Here is a 19,497-nt window from a genome sequence, read left to right as displayed (position 1 = left end):
GTGTGTCAGACTCCAAACGCCCCATCATCGGACGGTTCGCACCATCATCGACGGGACACTTACACTTAGGCTCGCTCACGACTGCTGTGGCGAGCTTTTGTCATATTAAGGCGTTGGGCGGGCAGTGGCTATTGCGCATCGAAGATGTCGATTTTGAACGCTGTAAACAAGCATACAGTCACTCAATACTGGACGATCTAACCCGACTGGGCTTGCATTGGGATGGCGAGATTATCTATCAGTCGCACAGACAGCCCATCTATGATGAGTTCATCAACGACCATCTATCAGCCATCAGCTATGCGTGCCAATGTTCAAGAAAGCAGCTTAGTGAATATTTTGGCACACATCCCAATAAGGCAACACCGCCCATTGCCCTAAGCCACACCCTACAAAACCTAAACCAAACCCAAGATCTTAATACTCCCCCCATCTATCCGCGCTTATGCCTGCATCAGTCGCATGACGGCCAGCATCCTGATAATAAGATTCGCCTATGTCTGCCTGACGTCGCGACGGCTTTTTATGATGGCATCCAAGGGGTTATTTGGGATAATCCTGCCAAGAGTCTTGGCGATGTCGTTATCAAACGCCAAAATGACATGATTAATTACATCCTTGCCTGCGCCATTGATGACGGGCTACAGAACATCAGCCACATCATGCGTGGGCTTGACATCATGCCGATGACAGCCGCACAGCTATTCATCAATAAAGCCTGCCAACTGCCGCATGCCGATTATTTTTATCATCTGCCACTACTACACAATAACGACGGTCAAAAGCTATCCAAGCAAAACCTTGCCAAGTCCATCAAAAATGAATGCCCAAGCGAATTACTTATTCATGCGCTGCGTTTATTAAAACAACCCATCGCTGACGACATGCAGGACGGCACCGTCGATGACATCCTAACATTTGCCATCAAACATTGGGATAACGCACCACTCATGCACCAAAACAGCCTTGGTATCGCATCAGACAGCCAATAAAAAAGCCAGCGCTTTGGCTGACTTTTTGCTTTGTAATCTACAAATCTTAGAAATTACGGCTTAACCCCATACGGTCGATGCCTTCACTCTCTTTGTCAACTTTAAGAATAAAGCCAATCATCATCATGTTCACAAGCAGTGCCGAACCACCAAAACTATAAAACGGTAGCGTCAAGCCTTTCGTTGGTAGAATACCCATGTTCATGCCAGCATTAATAAAAATCTGACCAAAAATTACTGTAGCGAATCCAAACACCATATAGCTTAGACGCAACTGACGGCGCTTCAAAGTGGCATAGCTGATGTGCATGATCGCAGCGACAATGAGCGCTCCTAGTAGCAGTACGAATGACACACCAATAAAGCCCAATTCCTCACCGGTAATCGCTAAGATAAAGTCCGTATGCGCCTCGGGTAGATGCGATAACTTCTGAACACTGTCGCCATAACCCACACCGCTAAATTCACCTCGACCAAAGGCAATCAAACTTCTAGACAACTGATAGTCAGTGTCCTGAATGTCATCAAACGGATCCCAAAAAGACATCAATCGCTCACGTCGATAGTCTGCAAAAGCCATTCCAGCAGCCATCGTTACACCAATAACTGTCGTGATAAACGCATAATCCCTTAATGGAGCACCACTAATAAAGGCAATTACCAATAATGTCGTCACAATCACCAATGTCGAACCAAAGTCTGGCTGCAGAACCAATAAAGTCACAATGGGTAAATACCACAAAAGAAGTCGCCAGCCACCCCATAGGCTGCCTCGCATGTCCGCCGAACGCCGAACCACGTATTCAGCCGCCACCATGACCATCACCATCTTGGCAAGTTCTGCCGACTGCAGACTAAAGCCGGCAATGTTCAGCCAGCGCTTAGAGCCGTTGATCGGCACCGCAAATATTGCCGTCAATATCAGGAGTGCCACCACCCCAAGCCAAAGCGCCAAAACATTGCTAAACTTACAATAAATCCGCAAAGGCAGATTATACACCACATAAGCCGCCGCCACACCAAGACCGATATACAAAAGCTGCGACCAAAAGAATCGCATCGGATACAGATCTTTGGCAAGCGCAAAAGGAATGGAAGCTGAAGCAATCATCAACAAGGACAGCGTTAATAATAATCCTAGGCTGACCAGTAGCGTCGTGCGCGCTGATGGTAGGTTGAGTGACAGTAGTTTTTGGACATATTGGGGCATGGCGGCTACTTTGTGATTTTAGATCTAAAAATTAAACGTATTATTATAAACCACTTTTTGATGAATCAAAGAAAATTTCATCAAATTTATGAATTGTTACAAAAGTTCTAAAATTACAAGCTGCAAGTCATGAAAAATAAAAAAAAGCCACCCCAAAGGATGGCTGTACCGGCAACACTGGTTATGCCAAAGCCTTAACCATCGAGACGAACTTATCACCGCGGTCGCCATAGCTTTTGAATTGATCAAAACTTGCACAAGCTGGAGATAACAGCACTGCCTTGGCCGAGCTTTGGCTTGCTAGATCCACCGCTGCCTGCAATGTACCAAGTTGCTGAATGCGCTTAGATAAGCCTGAAGTCGCTGACAGATCCTTTTCGATCACGCCTGCATCTGCGCCGATCAGGTAGACCGAATGCGCGTATTTGTCAATATCTGCGCCAAGCTCACTAAAGTCCTGACCCTTACCCAGACCACCCAAGATAATCGCTAATGAACGCTCGCCATAGACCGCACCCAAGCCATCAATGGCGGCCAGCGTTGAACCGATGTTAGTGCCTTTTGAATCATTAAAATAAACTCGACCTGCCACCTCATCGACATACTCACAGCGATGAGGCAGTCCTTTGAATGCCTTTAATGCTGCGATCATGCTTGGCATATCAAGACCTACCGCTTGACCTAGTGCCAGTGCTGACAGCGCATTTAGCAGGTTATGCTTACCTTTGATGAATAGCTCATCAGCAGACAGCAAATGTTCGCCTCGGCAGCACAGATAAATCCGCCCCTCTGATTTCACCAAACAAAAATCAGCATGACAGTCACAATCGATAACGCCGCTCGTGGTAATCACAGCTGCCTCAGATATGCCATGATCGCTCAATACTTGCTGGCAAGACGCCTGTAATTGTGTATCGTCTAGGCAGATGACCGCCGCGCGAGCATCGTCAAAAATTCGCAATTTCTGAGTCAAATAACCCGTCATGTCGCCGTGACGATCTAAGTGATCTGGAGAGATGTTTAAGATGGTTGCCACAGATGCACCCAGATGGCTGACGTGCTCTAGCTGGAAACTAGACAGCTCAAGCACCGCCAGATCCATGCCGTCAATGGCAAGCAAGTCAAGTGCCGGTGTGCCGATATTGCCGCCTACGCCAACGACTTTACCGGTCTGTTTGGCCATCTCACCAACTAGGGTGGTTACTGTTGATTTGGCGTTCGAGCCTGTGATGGCAACGATTGGCGTATGCTTGCCCGTACGTTCATCACGCGCATGCAATGCATCGCAGAACAGTTGAATGTCGCTTAGCACAGGAATGTCTGCAGATTTTGCCGATTGGATGGCAGGATGGCGAGGATCGACCCCTGGGCTAATGATGATGCGATTTGCAGATAACAACAACGCCTCATCGATGCCACCAAATGCTGTCTGGACGTCTTCAGGCAGCTTTGGAGCGAGGCTTGGGGCGGGCTGCTCATCCGTCACCGCCACACGTCGCCCCTCGGCACACAAAAAATTCACGGCGGACAAACCTGAACCGCCAAGCCCGATAATCACATCTAAAGAATTCGCTTGTTGCATCACAACATCTCTGTTTGATAGTCCAAATTATCCCTTATTGTAGCAGAAATTGGCGCGATGAACATTGGATTTTTATGAAATTTAGCGTTATAATTCACCCATCATTTACTAACACAGCATTGACCGTCAAGGATTTATCATGAAATTAATTTCGGCAATCATCAAGCCCTTTAAGTTAGACGACGTCCGCGAAACTCTCTCTGAGATTGGTGTTAATGGCATCACCATCACTGAAGTTAAAGGCTTTGGTCGCCAAAAAGGCCATACGGAAATGTATCGTGGCGCAGAATATGTGGTTGATTTTTTGCCAAAGATTAAAATTGAAATCGCCTGCACTAATGATATGGTCGATTCGATCATTGAAGCCATCATTAAGGCTGCCAATACCGGTAAAATTGGCGATGGCAAAATCTTCGTAACACCGCTTGAGAATGTCGTACGCATCCGCACCGGCGAACTTGACGAGAATGCACTATAAATAAACAAAAAACGCACTTGAGTTAAGTGCGTTTTTTATGGGCGAAAGCTATTATTTGCGCGTTAGGACTTGAGAGCCTTTTAGTGTTTTTAGAGTTAGCTTGTTGCCATTTAGAGTGATGTCCGCATTAACAGCAGGAATTATGCCCCAACGTGGGTCTTTGGCTTTGCCTTTGTATTTGCCACTGCCAAGGTTTTCGGCATTTAGGATGACAGTTTTGCCAACGTATTGTTTGGCTTTTTCAGTTTGACCTGAGATGACCACGCCTGAAAACTTACCGCCCGATTCGGTGATTTTTACGACGGCTTTTGGTTGACCGCTCTCACTCATTTGCCAATTACCAACGATAGGATCAGCGGCAAAAGCCATACTCGCTAAGGTCAGACCTGCGGTCGCTGCGATGAATTTAGTCATTAGTCTCATAAGAATTCTCCTTTAAAACACCGTAAAGTACAAGTGTAAATCCATTATAACCAAGCCAAAAATCAAAAGCAAACACTAAATCTGTAGGCGATTGGCGTTTTTGTTGGTTTTTTATAACTGTTATGCCATCAGCTCATGAAAGGATTATCTACTTTCTCGGTGGATTGAGCGGTCAGATTAGAATTTGAGCTGTCGTCACGATCAAAATCCTTGGTCGCCTGAGCAAGCTTACCAAAAAAATCCGCAAGCAACTGAGCCTGCTTGCGCCCTGCCTCATTGGGAGCGATGTTTAGATCGCCATAGATGGTGATTTGTCCAACGTGGTTCTCGATGGTCAGACCGCCCACGCTTAGCACCTCATGATCATTATTAAAAATATCCATCAATCCTCCTAAGCTTGGTTGATGCTGCTAATAAAATATTTAAAAATCTCAAGTCCAAGCAACAGCCAGCCACTGCCAGTCGTCAGATCAATCTTATCCATATCAATGCCAGCTGGTGCGATCTCGCCTTTTTCTTTCGGGCGTGGCAGATCATAGGCGTAGTCCTGCACAGGGATCGGCAACGCAGGAAATACATTCATACCGGTACGCCGTGTCAGCTCGCTTAAGCTGATGACTTCATAGCTTGGACTTTCGTCATTGGGAGAATAATACACCGCAGCCTGATTCAGACTTGGCAAATAAACCGCCTTAAAAAAATGACTCGGCACCAGCACGCGTCCGCCGATACGCTCAACTTTATTGGTGGCAAAAACCACGCCCGTCACCACATACACGTCGCCATATTTGGTGGTTAGGTTGCGCGTGATGGTCTCGATGTGCCGCCACACATTGCGGTTGTGCTTGCCATTTTGCGGCGCGATGTTAGCCAAGCTAAAACTCTCGTACTGTGTATTGGCATTTGCCATATCGCCATTAGGTGACAGATGCCCACGATCGAACCCAGAGCGATTATAATCAGAAAGCTCGGCACGTCTGCCATGCGGCAAACGGCTCTCACTGCGAAAACTGTCCGTCCGCGCCAAGGTTCTGGCATTTTGAATACGCTCTCTGGTCAAGCGTTCTGCCGACCAAAGCGGCGTACGCGACACGCCAGAATGCAGCACCGCAAAACCTTCAAAGCACAGCGCATCCAACTCCCTATTCAAGTTCTGACCACGTGTGCCGGTCAGCATGGGTGCCTGACCATCATAAAAATGCCCACGACACTCGCCAAAAACATCATTAAAGCCCTGCAAAAACCCACTCGCCTGCACACTTGCCACATTCGCCAGCGCATGACTTGACAACAACAAAAATACAATCACAAAAAATACATGTCTCATGCCTGATATTATACCAAAGTTCACACCTAAACATGGGACTTATCTGATTGAAATTTCAAAAATTTTCCATTCACCTGATGAAAATTGGCGCACCATCCCCATGAAGGTTTTTTTTTTGATAAAAAAGGTCATCTCATGAACCACGCTACTTTTGCCCCACGCCTGCTTACTTGGTTTGCCACGCACGGTCGTCATGACTTGCCTTGGCAATATCATCATGCCGACACGTCTGACATTTATGCCGTTTGGCTGTCTGAAATCATGCTTCAACAAACCCAAGTCGCCACTGTTTTGGGTTATTTTGGGCGGTTTATGAATAAATTTCCCACCGTACAAGATTTGGCAAATGCCGACTGGGACGATGTGGCAAACCTATGGGCAGGACTTGGCTACTACGCTCGGGCAAGAAATCTACACGCAGGGGCAAAGCAAGTGGCGGACTATATCACCACGCATGGGCATTTTCCAAAGACGGTGGACGAATGGCAAAACGTGCGTGGCGTGGGACGCTCCACCGCAGGAGCGATAGTGGCGATGGGTGTGCGTGGGCGTGGCGTGATATGCGACGGCAACGTCAAACGGGTGCTGACACGCTGGGCAGGCATAGACGGCGACATCACCAAATCCGCCACCGACAAGGTACTGTGGGAGCTTGCCGATAAACTCACGCCCAAAGATGATAGCGGTAAGTTCGCCCAAGCAATGATGGATTTGGGGGCGACCGTCTGCACTCGCACACGCCCTGCTTGCGTCTCTTGCCCGCTATCGGACGACTGCACCGCCCATAAGGACGGCAATCCCACCGCCTATCCTGTCAAAGCCAAAAAGGCGGACAAACCCCACCGCCATTCGCTCGTGTTTGCTCTGATATATGATGATAAACTGTTATGGATAAAACGCCAAAGCGACACAGGGACAGGCATTTGGGACGGACTGTATGCCTTGCCCATGCTGATGATAAATGACAAACAAGACGATGCACTCCATGATTTACATCACGCCAAAACCATGCACGATAAATACACCCACGCCCAACGCCTAAGCCTTGCTGAGCGTCAAATTTTGGATAATTTGCCAAACATTACCATCAATCATCTCAAAACCATCAAACACACACTTACGCATTTTCATTGGCATTTGTCATTGGTTTATATAAATATTGATAAAACACTTTATAACAACATCAACCACGCCCTAACCGCCATTCATGCCGATTTTGTTTGGCAAAAAGGGTGTGATGGGCTGGGCATACCAAAGGCGATGGGGAAATTGGTGGGGGTAAATTCTAATCAGTTATAATCAGTTATCAATTTTTAAATCACAAAACTGACGATTTTATATTTTCCAAACATCAAAATCCTGTTTTTAATAATCTCTTTTTTGTAGCCAATCCACCATTTGCAAAAGTAGATTGTCATCGCCCAAATCTGTCACTTGCTCTCTTGCCTTATCAAAGAGCTCATCGGCATAGGCACGAGCATTGTCCACGCCAAGCAGTTTGACGTAGGTGGATTTGTCAAGTTTTTCATCACTGCCTGCCATTTTGCCCAGCGTTTGGGTGTCTGCCACCACATCCAGCACATCGTCCTGCACTTGATAGGCAAGCCCGATAAGCCGTGCATACTCGCCAAGACTTGCCATGCGTTCATCAGACGTACCGCCACACACCGCCCCCATAAGAACACTCGCCACGATTAACGCCCCTGTTTTGTCCTTGTGAATGGCTTCTAGCTCGTTTTGGTTAAGCTGTTTTTGTTCACCATTTAAATCCGCCTGCTGCCCTGCCACCATTCGTCTGGCATTGGCTGCTAGAATTTTGGTGAGTTTGGCGAATTTGACATCATCCGTATCACCCCAATAATCGCCGCCCAGCACATCAAAGGCAAGCGACTGTAGCACATCCCCTACCAGCATCGCGGTAGCCTCACCATAGACCACATGGCAGGTCGGTTTGCCACGGCGCAGGTCATCATCATCCATGCACGGCAGGTCATCATGAACCAAAGAATAGCTGTGAATCATCTCAATGGCAAGCATGGCACGGCGCACCATATTAAAATCCGCCCCACCTGCCAAATCCAACCTTTCGTCGCATACTGTCAAAAAAGTCGCCAATACAAGCAGCGGACGCACTCGCTTGCCACCGTTTGATAAGGCATAAACAGACGCCCCTCCCAACGGATTTGGCAATCGTACCTGTTCAAAGACCAGCTTAAAATCTGCCGCTAAGCAATCCAAAACAAAATCACGCGCACTCGCCAACCTATTTGCATCTAATTTATTAAAATTCACGCTCAACTGATTCATCTTATGTCTCATGCCACTCAAAACACCCTATCATACCCAAAAAAAATCGTAAAATCAGTACTTTTGCCCCAGAATGGAAAAATTTTTAAAAATTTTGGAAATTTGTGCAAAAAGTGCTTGCAAAGTTCTATAAATCATATATAATACGCACCACTTAGCCAATAAAGCTAATCAAAATTTTGGCGCGGTAGCTCAGTCGGTAGAGCAACGGATTGAAAATCCGTGTGTCGGCAGTTCGATCCTGCCCCACGCCACCATATTTAAGAACACTCAACTTCGGTTGAGTGTTTTTTTATTTGACGCGATTTCATTTTAAACAAAAAAAACAACCGCCCAAATGGACGGTTATTCTATGTGTTATTCTACTAATTTTAAGTTAGATTAGAATTTTAGGTGTGCACCCACGCCCCACATGGTAGCGTCGCTGTTTAGGTAGTTATAACCAGCTTCAAGACCTACGTTTGGTGTTGCATTAAAGCCAACAGCTGCACCGCCCGCTAGACTGATTTTATCTGATTCGATGATAGAGTTACCATCAACGCGGCGGTCTTCTACTTCAGTTTTTGCAATACCTAGTTTACCTTTTACATAAATTGGGGTGTTGTTGAAGTTATGACGATAAGTGCCGTATGCGCCATAAGTTTTGGCATCAAACTTACGGTCTACGCCGTTAGTTGTGTAGCTCTTATCTTCAGAACCCATGTATTCTACTTCAGCACCGAAGTTTTGGTCAAAGTTATAACCTGCGTACACGCCATAGGCAGTTGCATTTTTTGCTTTGTCGGCGTCGATTTGACCAACTTTAACACCTACGTATGGTTGACCAGCTGCCGCTGAACCATAAGTGATGGCAGCGTTTGCGCTCATTGCTAGTACTGATGATGCGCCTAGAGCTAGGATTGCTTTGTTTAGAGTTTTCATATACTTCTCCTAAAATGCGGTTAAGCACCGCTTGCTTTGTTGTTTGTTTAATGACCCAAAGAGTTTTTTTGCTTTGCTCTTTGTGTTGAGGTCATAGTAACAAAATATTTCTTAATAACTGTGCGTGTTTGTGGAGTGAAATGTAAAGTTTTGCAAAAATCTGCCCACCTCTAAAAACATTCGGCTAATTTTTGCAATTTTTTGTTGGTATTTTCAAAAACTGCGCTGTTTTTTATCCAAAAAGTCAAATTTGGCAACATTTTGCACCATCAAATCAGAGAGATTTTTTAAAGATTCTTTGTAAATCTTAAAAAAATGCTGATTCTTTCGATAATTTTTTAAATTTGCAATGAAAACAGCCAAAAATATTCCATCTTAACAGCGATTTAAGGTAATATTTTGGCATAAAATCATAATTTGTTACAGTTTCTAGAAAATTATCCTAAAATCTCGGGGCTGTGTTACAATCTTTTTTAGAAAATTTTTGCTCAATTTAAATGAAAATAAGGAAAATTCATGCAAAATTCAGACGCATTAGCCAAATCACTGATTATTTTTGATTTAGACGGTACACTCATCGATAGCGTGCCAGACTTGGCAGCCGCGATTGATAAGACTTTGGCGCACTTTAGCAAGCCGCCTGCAGGAGTCGATCATGTACGTACTTGGATTGGCAATGGCTCTATGAAGCTCGTGGCGCGTGCGATCGAGTGGGCGGGGCTAGGTAATGATAAGTCAAATGATGCGCATGAAGTATTTTTAAGGGAGTATGCCGATTGTCACGATGGTACGGTCGCCTATAATGGCGTGAGTGAAGGGCTGGAGCGATTAATTAGCTGCGGGTTTGAGATTGCCATCTGTACGAATAAGCCAAGTCAATTCCTACCTAAGATACTACAAAAGATGGGGTGGGAAGATAAATTCAGCTGCGTCATTGGTGGCGACAGCCTACCTGTCAAAAAACCAGACCCTGCGCCACTACTGCACATCTGCGAGAAATTAGGCGTTAATCCATCACAGGCAATCATGGTTGGCGACTCAAAGAACGACATCCTAGCGGGCAAGAGTGCAGGCATGACCACCCTTGCCCTAAGCTATGGTTATAATTATGGCGAACCAATCACCAATCACAATCCTGATGCGGTGTTTGATGAGTTTAGAGATTTGGTCGCGTTTATTATCAAAGATTGAGCTCTGGATCCTATCGTTGATGGACTTGCTATTAGCGATAGCTTAGCGCTTCTGCTAGGTGCGATGTTCCTACCCGCTCTGCACCTGACAGATCAGCGATGGTGCGTGCCACTCTTAGTATTCGGTGATAGCTACGTGCCGATAGGTTCAGGCGCGACTGAGCAGTGGTAAGCAGTTGCTTCTGTGTCGCACCTAGCGGGATATGTGTATCAATCTCGCTAGGGCTTAGCTCGTTATTGGCCTTACCTTGACGCCTTAGCGCAAAATTACGCGCCCCGATCACACGCTCACGCACGACATCCGATGATTCGCCTTGTGGTGCGTTCTGCAAGTCTTCTAGCGGCATGGCAGGGACGTGGATATGTAAGTCAATGCGATCAAGCAATGGTCCTGATATCTTATCTTGATAACGGCGTACTTGGTCAGGCTTACAGCGGCAACGATTGGATGGGTCGCCATGATATCCACATGGACAGGGGTTCATCGCAGCAATCAATTGGAACTCTGCTGGATAGGTCACTTGTGCATTAGCACGGCTGATGACGATTTCCTTTGACTCGATCGGCTGACGCATGACCTCCAATGTCTTACGGTCGAACTCGGGTAATTCATCTAAGAAGAGAACGCCTTTATGGGCAAGGCTAATCTCACCAGGTTTTGGACGTGAACCCCCTCCAGACAAGGCTACCGCACTCATGGTGTGATGACATTGTCTATACGGACGCACACCAAATTCATAAGCTACACCCGCCACCGAATAGATACTTGCCACCTCTAAGGCCTCATCATCGGTCAATGGCGGCAAGATGCTCGGCAGACGGCTTGCCATCAACGTCTTGCCTGAACCCGGAGGTCCCTTGAACAACATCGAATGCCCGCCCGCCGCAGCGATCTCAAGCGCGCGCCTTGCGTGATACTGTCCTTTCACATCGGACAAATCAAGCTTATAGCTTGCCTGTGCTGTCGTGGATACTGATTCGCTAAGCGCAATTAAATCCGCTTGATTATTGCTAACACCGCTTACCACATCTAAATGGCGACATACCGCAGTCAAGCTGTCCGCACCGATGACTTTCACCCCTGCCACACGCGCCGCTTCTGCTGCATTCTCTTTGGGTAAGATAAGCGTTCGCCCTGTTGCCTTGACAGCGCGAGCAACTGACAACGCGCCTGAGACGGGACGCGGATCGCCATTTAAAGCCAGTTCGCCGACGAATTCAAACCCATCAAGCGCACTTTCGTCTACTTGGCCGCTCGCTGCCAAGATACCCATCGCTATCGGCAAATCCAACCGCGAACCGTCTTTTGGTAGATCGGCAGGCGCAAGGTTAATAGTTAGACGGCGACTGGGAAAGTCATAATCACTGTTAATGAGCGCTGAGCGGACGCGATCTTTACTCTCTCGCACTGCCGCCTCGGGCAAGCCAACGATGGTCAAAGACGGCATGCCTTGTGATAAATGCACCTCCACCAACACCGATGGCGCGTGCAAGCCAACCACAGAGCGAGTAAAAATCTTGGCAAATGACATGGAAATCCTTTTTAGTTTTTAATCATTTTGGATAGTGACATAGAGTGCGTGATGTCTTTATAACACAGATTAAAAGTGATGCGCCATTTTAAATTTAACCGCACTTATCTTTGACATCGTAATAAAAACAAGAACCGACAAATATCGGTTCTTGAACATCGATCAGACCAGCGCCTTTTGATAGACGTAAGACAGCTCAGTCAGGTTCACGGCATATTGAACGCCCGTTAGCTTAGGGCTGACCACTTGCTGTAGTACGTTCATCACCACCGAGACCAAATCCGACTTAATCTCATCGGTGCGCCCTTGCATGATGGCAAGATGCGCAATCACGAAATGCCCGCCATCTTCTGCACCAAGTCCAATCAAGCTGGCATCGCTGCGATGAACGCGCCCCTTGATGTCTCGACTTTCTTTGAATTGGCCTGTGGCGAATAAGGCATGATTCAGCTTAGACAGAAGCTCAGCCTCATCAATATTAACACCTTGACTAAGCTCTACGGTGATGTGCGGCATGATTTTTCCTTATAAATATTCAAAATGCTTAAGTTAATTTGGCTTGACGCAGACCAGCACGCGAATGCTGTCAGGAACGAGCGATAAGTTGCCTAATGCCAAAATACCTTGGTCAAGCATCTTCTGTAGCGCTAAGATCTCATCATCTCTTACGTTCGGGTTGATGGCCCGTAGGCGTTTTAGGCGGCTGATTTCTTTATTAAGATAATCACTAAACTGTGTCATCGCCTGCGCGCTGATGTCAGACAGCTGAGCCTGTGCGATGTCTTTGGCTTTATTGGCTTGCGCCTCGATAAGTGCTGCACGCGCCTTGACCACCTGTCTGGCTCGAGCTTTATCAAGTCGCTCAATGAGCGGCATGATCTTATCACTGGTGGCGACCTTAGTCAGATCATCGCCACGCTCGGTTAGGAACACTCTTAATACCTGCTGCGGCAGATAAGCAGCCAAATTCAAATGCTTGGGTGCGATCGCCTCCACGCGAAAATGACTCTCTACCAAAATCATACCCTGAGGCATGGCGGATGACTTTAACATGGCAACTTGCGTATTGCCAAAAGTGCCAGACGTCACCATCTCAAGAATGCTGGTGATGAGCGGATGCTCATAAGTCATGTAATCCATGTCTTCACGAGCCAACGCCTGAGCGCGATCGAAGGTTAATGTCATGCCATCTTCATCAAAAGGCAAAGATTCAATGCCCTCAATGTCCACCTCTTGCGCATCGATAGGGTGCACCACCCAAGAATAATCACGCTGAACATCATAATCAATGCTCACCGCCTCAAAGTAGCGATCAAGGAACATCGGCAGAATCTTACCATCATCAAGCTCACTCATGGCTTGAGCGATACGACTGGCGACATTCGGACGGCAGGAATTATATTCAAGCAGCCTATCTCGTCCCGCCTGCAGCTCTTCTTCTAGTTCGGCGCGCAGCAGCAACCCTTGGGCGATAAGATTCACCAAAGCCTCTTGATTCTCTTCGTTGTTCTCACCTTCTAGTAGTGGTTTTAGGTCAGCGATGAAATGCTCTTGGACATTCTGCGCGGTTGGGCTGATTTGATTAAAGATATTCAGCGCACCATCATACCAATTATACAGACGCTCTTGGGCAGTCCCTACCACGAATGGCACGTGCAACTGAATCTTGGCAATCTGCCCAATGCGATCAAGGCGACCAATGCGCTGCTCCAACGTATCGGGGTTGGCAGGCAGATCGAATAGCACCAAATCCTGAGCGAACTGGAAATTACGCCCCTCTGAGCCAATCTCAGAACACAGCAGAATCTGCGCGCCATCAACATCAGCAAAGTACGCCGCCGCCTGATCTCGCTCAAGCAGACTCATTTGCTCGGTAAAGATAGCCGTGCGAATCCCAGCATGCAATCTTAACACCGCCTCAAGGCTCTCAATAGTCGCGCCACTTCTGGCGATGAGCAGCACTTTTTTGTGCTTTAAGGGTTCTTTTAATAGGTTGATGAGCCAATTAACCCTAGGGTCGTTCTCAAGCCAAGAACCATCGGGATAATTCTCCTCACCCCACAGCTGTTCGCGTAGCTTACCATGCATATAATGCGTGCCTTGCCATGCGCTCGGCAGCGGCAGCGGATAAGGGATGCTGGTACGCCCATAGAATCCATCCACGCTGTCACGCGTATTACGAAACAGCACACGACCCGTACCATGTCGATCTAGCAGCTCATTAATAACGTGGGTGCGAAGTTTATCATTATCATTAATATCTACGATCTGATCCACGCCAAAGCCAAGCAATCCTGCCACGGCATTGATCTGCTTATCAGATAATGCCTTGCCCTCGATGAGCAAAGTCGCTACCATCGCCACATCCCCAAAGGCCTCTTGAGCTACAATAAAATCATCCAAATCATCAAAACGATGTGGATCAAGCAGTCTTAGACGTGCAAAATGACTCTCCACGCCAAGCTGTTCTGGCGTTGCAGTCAGTAATAACACACCTTGGGTATGCGCTGCAAAATCTGCCACCAGTTCGTATTTATCATTGCCGCCTTGTTCTTCATCCCATTGTAGATGATGCGCCTCATCCACCACGAGCAGGTCAAAGCCCGCCGTGAATGCCTGCTCATATAGGTCATGATGGTCAAGCAGCAAGTCAATGCCTGCGATGATGTATTGCTCGGTTGCAAAGACATTTTGGTCAGGGTTGTGCTCTTTGATGGATGCCGTACGCACCAAATCAAAAATCGCAAAATCCAAATTAAATCGACGTCTTAATTCGATCATCCATTGATACTGCAGGCTGTCCGGCACCAAGATCAGCACGCGATTCGCCTTACCAGTGATGATCTGCTGGTGAATAATCAGCCCCGCCTCGATGGTCTTACCAAGCCCCACTTCATCCGCCAAAAGAACACGTGGCGCAAGGCGTTTGCCTACTTCATGAGCGATATACAACTGATGGCGAATAATATCCATTCTCGGTCCGATCAGACCGCGCAAGGGATGGCGAAACAGCATGGCTTGTAGCTTTAGAGCGTCTTGTCGCAGATCATAGCGTTCATTATTCTCGATGCGCCCCGCCAATAGACGCTCTAATGGCTTGGCAAGTGTGATATTCGCCGCCAGACGCGTCTCCATGAGTGACTTGCCACACGTCAGATGATAGCGCATCACGCCCGACACCTCTTCGCAGCGCGCCACGATATGCCGATTGCCATCTTGGTCACTTACCGTATCCCCGACGCAGAACACCACACGAGATAGCATGGCAGATGCTTTGGCATACACTCGCGTCTCCTCAGACTGCGGGAACAACACCGAGACACAGCGATCATCCATACCAATGACAACTCCAAGCCCAAGATTACTTTCAGAATCGGACAAATAACGCTGACCAATGGCAAATTGACTCATAAAACACTCTTAATTTATCCAAAGATGGATTTAATACTTTTAATAAAAACCTATTATTCTACTAAAAAAACTTAATTTTCGCACCCTCTTTTTGATGGTGGCTATGTTGGCACTTTTCAAGGTGGTCAATTTTGCCAAGCATTATTTGGGCGACATCAACCAATATTGATAAGATAATTTTGTATTCAGGTAAGAATTTGCACTTCATGGGTGTGGTAATTGTGCTATATTAAGGCAAATATTTATCAGCATGAGAACACAATGAAAGCCGTATTCTTAGACGCCAACACCTTTTCAAGTCAAACCGACCTTTCCCTACCTGGCAGTGTCAGCCATTATGAACGCCATGACAGCACGCCCAATGGCGCCGATGTCATCGTCGCACGCTGCCGTGATGCTGACATCATCATCACCAATAAAGTCATCATCAGCCGCGATGTCATCGAACGCCTACCCAATCTCAAGCTCATCCACGTCACCGCCACAGGCATCAACAACATCGATGCCGACGCGTGCAAGGAGCGCGGTGTCACACTCATGAATGTGGCAGGCTACTCAACCGTAAGCGTGCCAGAGCATACTTTTATGCTCATGCTTAATGTCATGCGCGCCGCTGCTTTTTATCACACACAGGCGACTGACGGCACGTGGCAGGCAGATGGGCGGTTTTGTCTGTTGAGTGAGCCGATTTTTGATTTACATGGTAAGACCTTGGGCATCATTGGCGCAGGCAACATCGGGCAAAACGTCGCTCGCATCGCGCGTGCGTTTGGCATGAAGGTGCTGCTCGCTGAACGCCAAGGCAGAGCACCGCGAGATGACAGTTATACTGATTTTGATGAAGTTCTAGCCACCTCCGATGTGATCAGCCTGCATTGTCCACTAACCGAGGAGACCGCCCACCTCATTAATGCAGATACCATCGCCAAAATGACAAAAAACCCCATCATCATTAACGTCGCTCGCGGTGCGGTGGTGGACAGTCATGCCATCGCCCATGCCATCGCCAATGGCAGTCTGTCAGGCTATGGCTCAGATGTCTTCGAGGCTGAACCATTCTCCGCTGACGATCCGTTATTAGCCCTAAGAGACCATCCACGAGTGTTTTTTACACCGCACAACGCTTGGGGCAGTTTGCACGCGCAAAGCAAACTTTGGCAAATTCTAAGCGATCAGATAGATGATTTTATCCAAAATTACACCAACTAGCTTAGATTGATGATTTCATAAATTCCCTTTATAAAATGTGTTAAAATACAATGTTTAACACATTTTTTATTATTTTAACCATCGCATTCACATGACAACACCCATGATACAGCTGACCCAAGTCAGTAAAGTATTTCACACCCAAAAAGACGGCAAGAATATCGAATTCACCGCCGTGCAACCCACAGATCTCACCATCAACCAAGGGGAGATTTTTGGGATTATTGGTTCATCTGGCGCAGGCAAGAGCACGCTGATCCGCTGTGTAAACCTACTAGAGCGTCCCACCACGGGTACAGTTGTACTAGACGGACAGGATTTGACGGCATTATCCGAGCACGAACTCATCAAGGCGCGTCGTAATATCGGCATGATTTTTCAGCATTTTAATCTGCTGCACTCGCGCACGGTGTTCGATAACATCGCTCTACCGCTTGAGCTATCAGGTGCACCCAAGGCCGACATACATAAGAAGGTAAATGAATTGACCGCACTTGTGGGACTGTCGGATAAGCACGATGTCTATCCTGCCAATCTATCAGGCGGTCAAAAACAGCGAGTTGCGATCGCACGCGCACTAGCATCAGACCCTAAGGTTCTGCTGTGCGATGAAGCGACGAGCGCGCTGGATCCCGCCACCACACAGGCCATCTTAGCACTGCTAAAACAGATCAACAGAACGCTTGGCATTACCATCTTGCTGATTACACATGAGATGGACGTGGTTAAACGCATCTGTGATAGGGTGGCTGTCATTGATGGCGGTGTGTTGGTCGAGCAAGGTCAAGTGAGTGAAATTTTTGCCAATCCCAAGACTGAACTTGCTAAAGCATTCATCAATTCTACTTTTCATATCGGCCTGCCAGATGAATTCATGGCAACGCTCACCGATACACCTACCCACGAAGAATCTTACCCTGTGGTCAAATATGAGTTCAGCGGCAATTCGGTCGATTTACCACTATTCTCACAAGCCAGCAAATCTTACGGCGTGGAATTTAGCATTCTTACGTCGCAGATGGATTATGTGGGCGGTGTCAAGTTTGGCTTTACCATCTGCGAGGTGATGGGCAGTCCCACCGCCATCATGCAGGCGAATGAATTTTTAGCCGCGCACGGCGTGAATCTGGAGGTATTGGGTTATGTGGGATAAGATTTACACGGATTTTATGACCGAACTACATCCTAAGATGTGGGAGATGGTCGCCAAATCGACCTATGAGACCATCTATATGGGGCTGGCCGCGACGTTGATTGCTGTGGTTGTGGGCTTACCGCTCGGATTTTTGGCGTTTTTGACAGGCAAAGGTCGCATTCTACAGAACACGACTTTATTTCGCATTCTGGATGTCATCATTAACATCGGTCGCTCTGTGCCATTTATCATTCTGCTGATCATCCTACTGCCTGTGACGCGCCTACTCGTGGGTACGACCCTTGGCACGACTGCAGCGATCGTTCCATTGAGCGTGGCGGCGATACCATTCTTTGCGCGGCTTACCGCCAATGCGCTTACTGAGATCCCTACAGGGCTTACTGAAGCTGCCAAATCCATGGGGGCGACGCATTGGCAAGTCGTCAGTAAATACTACTTGCCAGAGAGCCTGCCGATGATCATCAATGCCATCACGCTCACGCTCGTCTCGCTCATCGGCTACTCGGCGATGGCAGGCGTGGTCGGCGGCGGTGGTCTTGGTAATCTCGCCATCAGCTACGGCGAACATCGTGGCATGATTTATGTTAAATGGATCGCTACCATCATCATCGTAGCGATTGTGATGATTTGCCAAAAAGCTGGCGATGTATTGGCTGAGAAAGTCGATCATCGATAAATGCTGACTATTTTCCAAAATGGAATAATAAATTTCTAAATTAAGCTATCGGTGCATATTGAATTATTAAGCGAATTTATGGTTTAATACGCACATAGTTGTATATGCAGCCTTATTTCATTCAACCTCAGTTTAACCGATCCATCGTGAATTAAAGAGTATCATCATGAAATTAAACAAATTTTTCGGTCTATGTGTTCTAGCCTCTAGTATCGCAATTGCAGGCTGTGGCGGCGACAAAAAAGCAGAGCAAGCAGCAGCGCCTGCTGACACTGACCAAGTCGCACAAACCATCAAAGTAGGCGTCATGAGCGGCCCTGAGCACGCAGTGGCAGAAGTTGCCGCCAAAGTCGCTAAAGAAAAATACGGTCTGACCGTTGAATATGTAGAATTCAACGACTACGCCCTACCGAACACCGCGGTATCAAATGGAGATCTAGACGCGAACGCCATGCAGCACAAGCCTTATCTTGACAAAGACAGCTCTGAGAAGAAGTTGGACAATCTGGTCATCGTGGGCAATACTTTCGTGTACCCATTGGCAGGCTACTCCAAGAAAATCAAATCTTTAGATGAGCTAAAAGACGGCGCTACCATCGCTGTGCCAAATGACCCATCGAACCTAGCTCGTGCGTTGATTTTGCTTGAAAAACAAGGTCTAATTAAGCTAAAAGACATCAATAATCTATTCTCAACCTCGCTTGACATCGTTGAAAACCCAAAAAACCTTGTTATCAAAGAAGTTGATACCTCTGTGGCCGCGCGTGCACTGGACGATGTGGATCTGGCGGTTGTGAATAACAACTACGCAGGTCAAGTAGGTCTGACTGCTGAAGATGGCGTATTCGTTGAAGCTAAAGACTCGCCGTATGTGAACATCATCGTAGCACGCAGCGACAACAAGGACTCAGAAGCCGTCCAAAACTTCGTCAAAGCATACCAAACTGACGAAGTAGAAGCCGAAGCTAAGAAACAATTTAAAGACGGTGTGGTTAAAGGCTGGTAATTCTCCAAGCTTTAATCACAACAAAAAACTACTACTACTACTACTTACGTTACGTTAGTTAGTTAGTTAGTTAGTTA

General features: G+C 47.1%; 18 protein-coding genes and 1 tRNA gene. 9 read left to right on the top strand and 10 right to left on the bottom strand.

Annotated features, from left to right (window positions below; all coding sequences use genetic code 11):
- Positions 1-2 precede the first annotated feature (2 nt).
- Positions 3-992, top strand: a complete 990-nt coding sequence (gluQRS, locus tag MBO_RS06455; protein WP_036365818.1) for a tRNA glutamyl-Q(34) synthetase GluQRS — start codon at positions 3-5, stop codon at positions 990-992.
- Positions 993-1,038: 46 nt separating this feature from the next.
- Here the strand turns inward: gluQRS and MBO_RS06450 are convergent, their stop codons facing one another.
- Together MBO_RS06450 and murD are read right to left on the bottom strand one after the other, a co-directional pair.
- Entirely contained in the window at positions 1,039-2,202 is a 1,164-nt protein-coding gene (locus MBO_RS06450; protein ID WP_052585348.1) for an FtsW/RodA/SpoVE family cell cycle protein, read from the bottom strand.
- A gap of 181 nt (positions 2,203-2,383) precedes the next feature.
- Positions 2,384-3,784 carry a UDP-N-acetylmuramoyl-L-alanine--D-glutamate ligase gene (gene murD / locus MBO_RS06445; RefSeq protein ID WP_036365815.1) on the bottom strand — a complete coding sequence of 467 codons (1,401 nt, stop codon included), beginning with the start codon at positions 3,782-3,784 and terminating at the stop codon, positions 2,384-2,386.
- Between the two features lie 139 nt (positions 3,785-3,923).
- On the opposite strand from murD, the gene MBO_RS06440 reads away from it, so the two are divergent.
- Positions 3,924-4,262, top strand: a complete 339-nt coding sequence (locus tag MBO_RS06440) for a P-II family nitrogen regulator (RefSeq protein WP_036365812.1) — start codon at positions 3,924-3,926, stop codon at positions 4,260-4,262.
- Positions 4,263-4,313: 51 nt separating this feature from the next.
- Here MBO_RS06440 and MBO_RS06435 read toward each other — a convergent pair whose 3' ends face one another.
- The 3 genes from MBO_RS06435 to MBO_RS06425 form a co-directional block, all read right to left on the bottom strand.
- Positions 4,314-4,685, bottom strand: a complete 372-nt coding sequence (locus tag MBO_RS06435) for a DUF2147 domain-containing protein (RefSeq protein ID WP_036365809.1) — start codon at positions 4,683-4,685, stop codon at positions 4,314-4,316.
- 128 nt (positions 4,686-4,813) lie between these two features.
- On the bottom strand, positions 4,814-5,068 hold the full coding sequence (locus MBO_RS06430; RefSeq protein WP_036365805.1) for a histidine phosphatase family protein: 255 nt from the start codon (positions 5,066-5,068) through the stop codon (positions 4,814-4,816).
- 8 nt (positions 5,069-5,076) lie between these two features.
- Positions 5,077-6,012, bottom strand: coding sequence for a DNA/RNA non-specific endonuclease (locus MBO_RS06425; protein ID WP_052585347.1), 936 nt, complete (start codon positions 6,010-6,012; stop codon positions 5,077-5,079).
- Between the two features lie 135 nt (positions 6,013-6,147).
- On the opposite strand from MBO_RS06425, the gene mutY reads away from it, so the two are divergent.
- Positions 6,148-7,311, top strand: coding sequence for an A/G-specific adenine glycosylase (mutY, locus tag MBO_RS06420; RefSeq protein WP_080702212.1), 1,164 nt, complete (start codon positions 6,148-6,150; stop codon positions 7,309-7,311).
- Between the two features lie 66 nt (positions 7,312-7,377).
- Here mutY and MBO_RS06415 read toward each other — a convergent pair whose 3' ends face one another.
- A complete protein-coding gene (locus MBO_RS06415) occupies positions 7,378-8,319 on the bottom strand; it encodes a polyprenyl synthetase family protein (protein WP_036365799.1) in 942 nt (313 codons plus the stop codon).
- Positions 8,320-8,500: 181 nt separating this feature from the next.
- Between MBO_RS06415 and MBO_RS06410 the strand changes: the two genes are divergently transcribed.
- Positions 8,501-8,576: transfer RNA gene (locus MBO_RS06410), tRNA-Phe, on the top strand.
- Between the two features lie 124 nt (positions 8,577-8,700).
- Here the strand turns inward: MBO_RS06410 and MBO_RS06405 are convergent.
- Entirely contained in the window at positions 8,701-9,240 is a 540-nt protein-coding gene (locus MBO_RS06405) for a porin family protein (RefSeq protein ID WP_036365797.1), read from the bottom strand.
- A gap of 516 nt (positions 9,241-9,756) precedes the next feature.
- Here MBO_RS06405 and MBO_RS06400 point away from each other — a divergent pair.
- Positions 9,757-10,431, top strand: coding sequence for a phosphoglycolate phosphatase (locus tag MBO_RS06400; RefSeq protein ID WP_036365794.1), 675 nt, complete (start codon positions 9,757-9,759; stop codon positions 10,429-10,431).
- Between the two features lie 31 nt (positions 10,432-10,462).
- On the opposite strand, the gene MBO_RS06395 is transcribed toward MBO_RS06400, so the two are convergent.
- The 3 genes from MBO_RS06395 to rapA all read right to left on the bottom strand — a co-directional run bounded on the left by MBO_RS06395 (position 10,463) and on the right by rapA (position 15,373).
- Entirely contained in the window at positions 10,463-11,962 is a 1,500-nt protein-coding gene (locus MBO_RS06395) for a YifB family Mg chelatase-like AAA ATPase (RefSeq protein ID WP_036365791.1), read from the bottom strand.
- A 162-nt stretch (positions 11,963-12,124) separates the two neighbouring features.
- A complete protein-coding gene (locus MBO_RS06390; RefSeq protein WP_036365788.1) occupies positions 12,125-12,478 on the bottom strand; it encodes a 5-carboxymethyl-2-hydroxymuconate Delta-isomerase in 354 nt (117 codons plus the stop codon).
- A gap of 33 nt (positions 12,479-12,511) precedes the next feature.
- On the bottom strand, positions 12,512-15,373 hold the full coding sequence (gene rapA / locus MBO_RS06385; RefSeq protein ID WP_036365785.1) for an RNA polymerase-associated protein RapA: 2,862 nt from the start codon (positions 15,371-15,373) through the stop codon (positions 12,512-12,514).
- Between the two features lie 261 nt (positions 15,374-15,634).
- Between rapA and MBO_RS06380 the strand changes: the two genes are divergently transcribed.
- The 4 genes from MBO_RS06380 (at position 15,635) to MBO_RS06365 (ending at position 19,420) form a co-directional block, all read left to right on the top strand.
- Positions 15,635-16,582 (top strand): D-2-hydroxyacid dehydrogenase, encoded by a 948-nt coding sequence (locus MBO_RS06380; protein WP_036365782.1) that lies wholly within the window; start codon positions 15,635-15,637, stop codon positions 16,580-16,582.
- A gap of 91 nt (positions 16,583-16,673) precedes the next feature.
- The gene (gene metN, locus MBO_RS06375; RefSeq protein WP_320108860.1) at positions 16,674-17,735 is read left to right on the top strand and encodes a methionine ABC transporter ATP-binding protein MetN; all 1,062 of its coding nucleotides are present in this window, start codon (positions 16,674-16,676) and stop codon (positions 17,733-17,735) included.
- Positions 17,725-18,414, top strand: coding sequence for a methionine ABC transporter permease (locus MBO_RS06370; protein WP_036365777.1), 690 nt, complete (start codon positions 17,725-17,727; stop codon positions 18,412-18,414). Before metN ends, MBO_RS06370 begins: the two co-directional genes overlap by 11 nt.
- A gap of 166 nt (positions 18,415-18,580) precedes the next feature.
- Positions 18,581-19,420, top strand: coding sequence for a MetQ/NlpA family lipoprotein (locus MBO_RS06365; protein WP_036365776.1), 840 nt, complete (start codon positions 18,581-18,583; stop codon positions 19,418-19,420).
- Positions 19,421-19,497: the final 77 nt, after the last annotated feature.

Origin of the sequence: Moraxella bovoculi 237, from assembly GCF_000696305.2 — a bacterium.
Lineage (GTDB): Bacteria > Pseudomonadota > Gammaproteobacteria > Pseudomonadales > Moraxellaceae > Moraxella > Moraxella bovoculi.
This window is presented reverse-complemented; position numbering and strand designations above follow the sequence as displayed.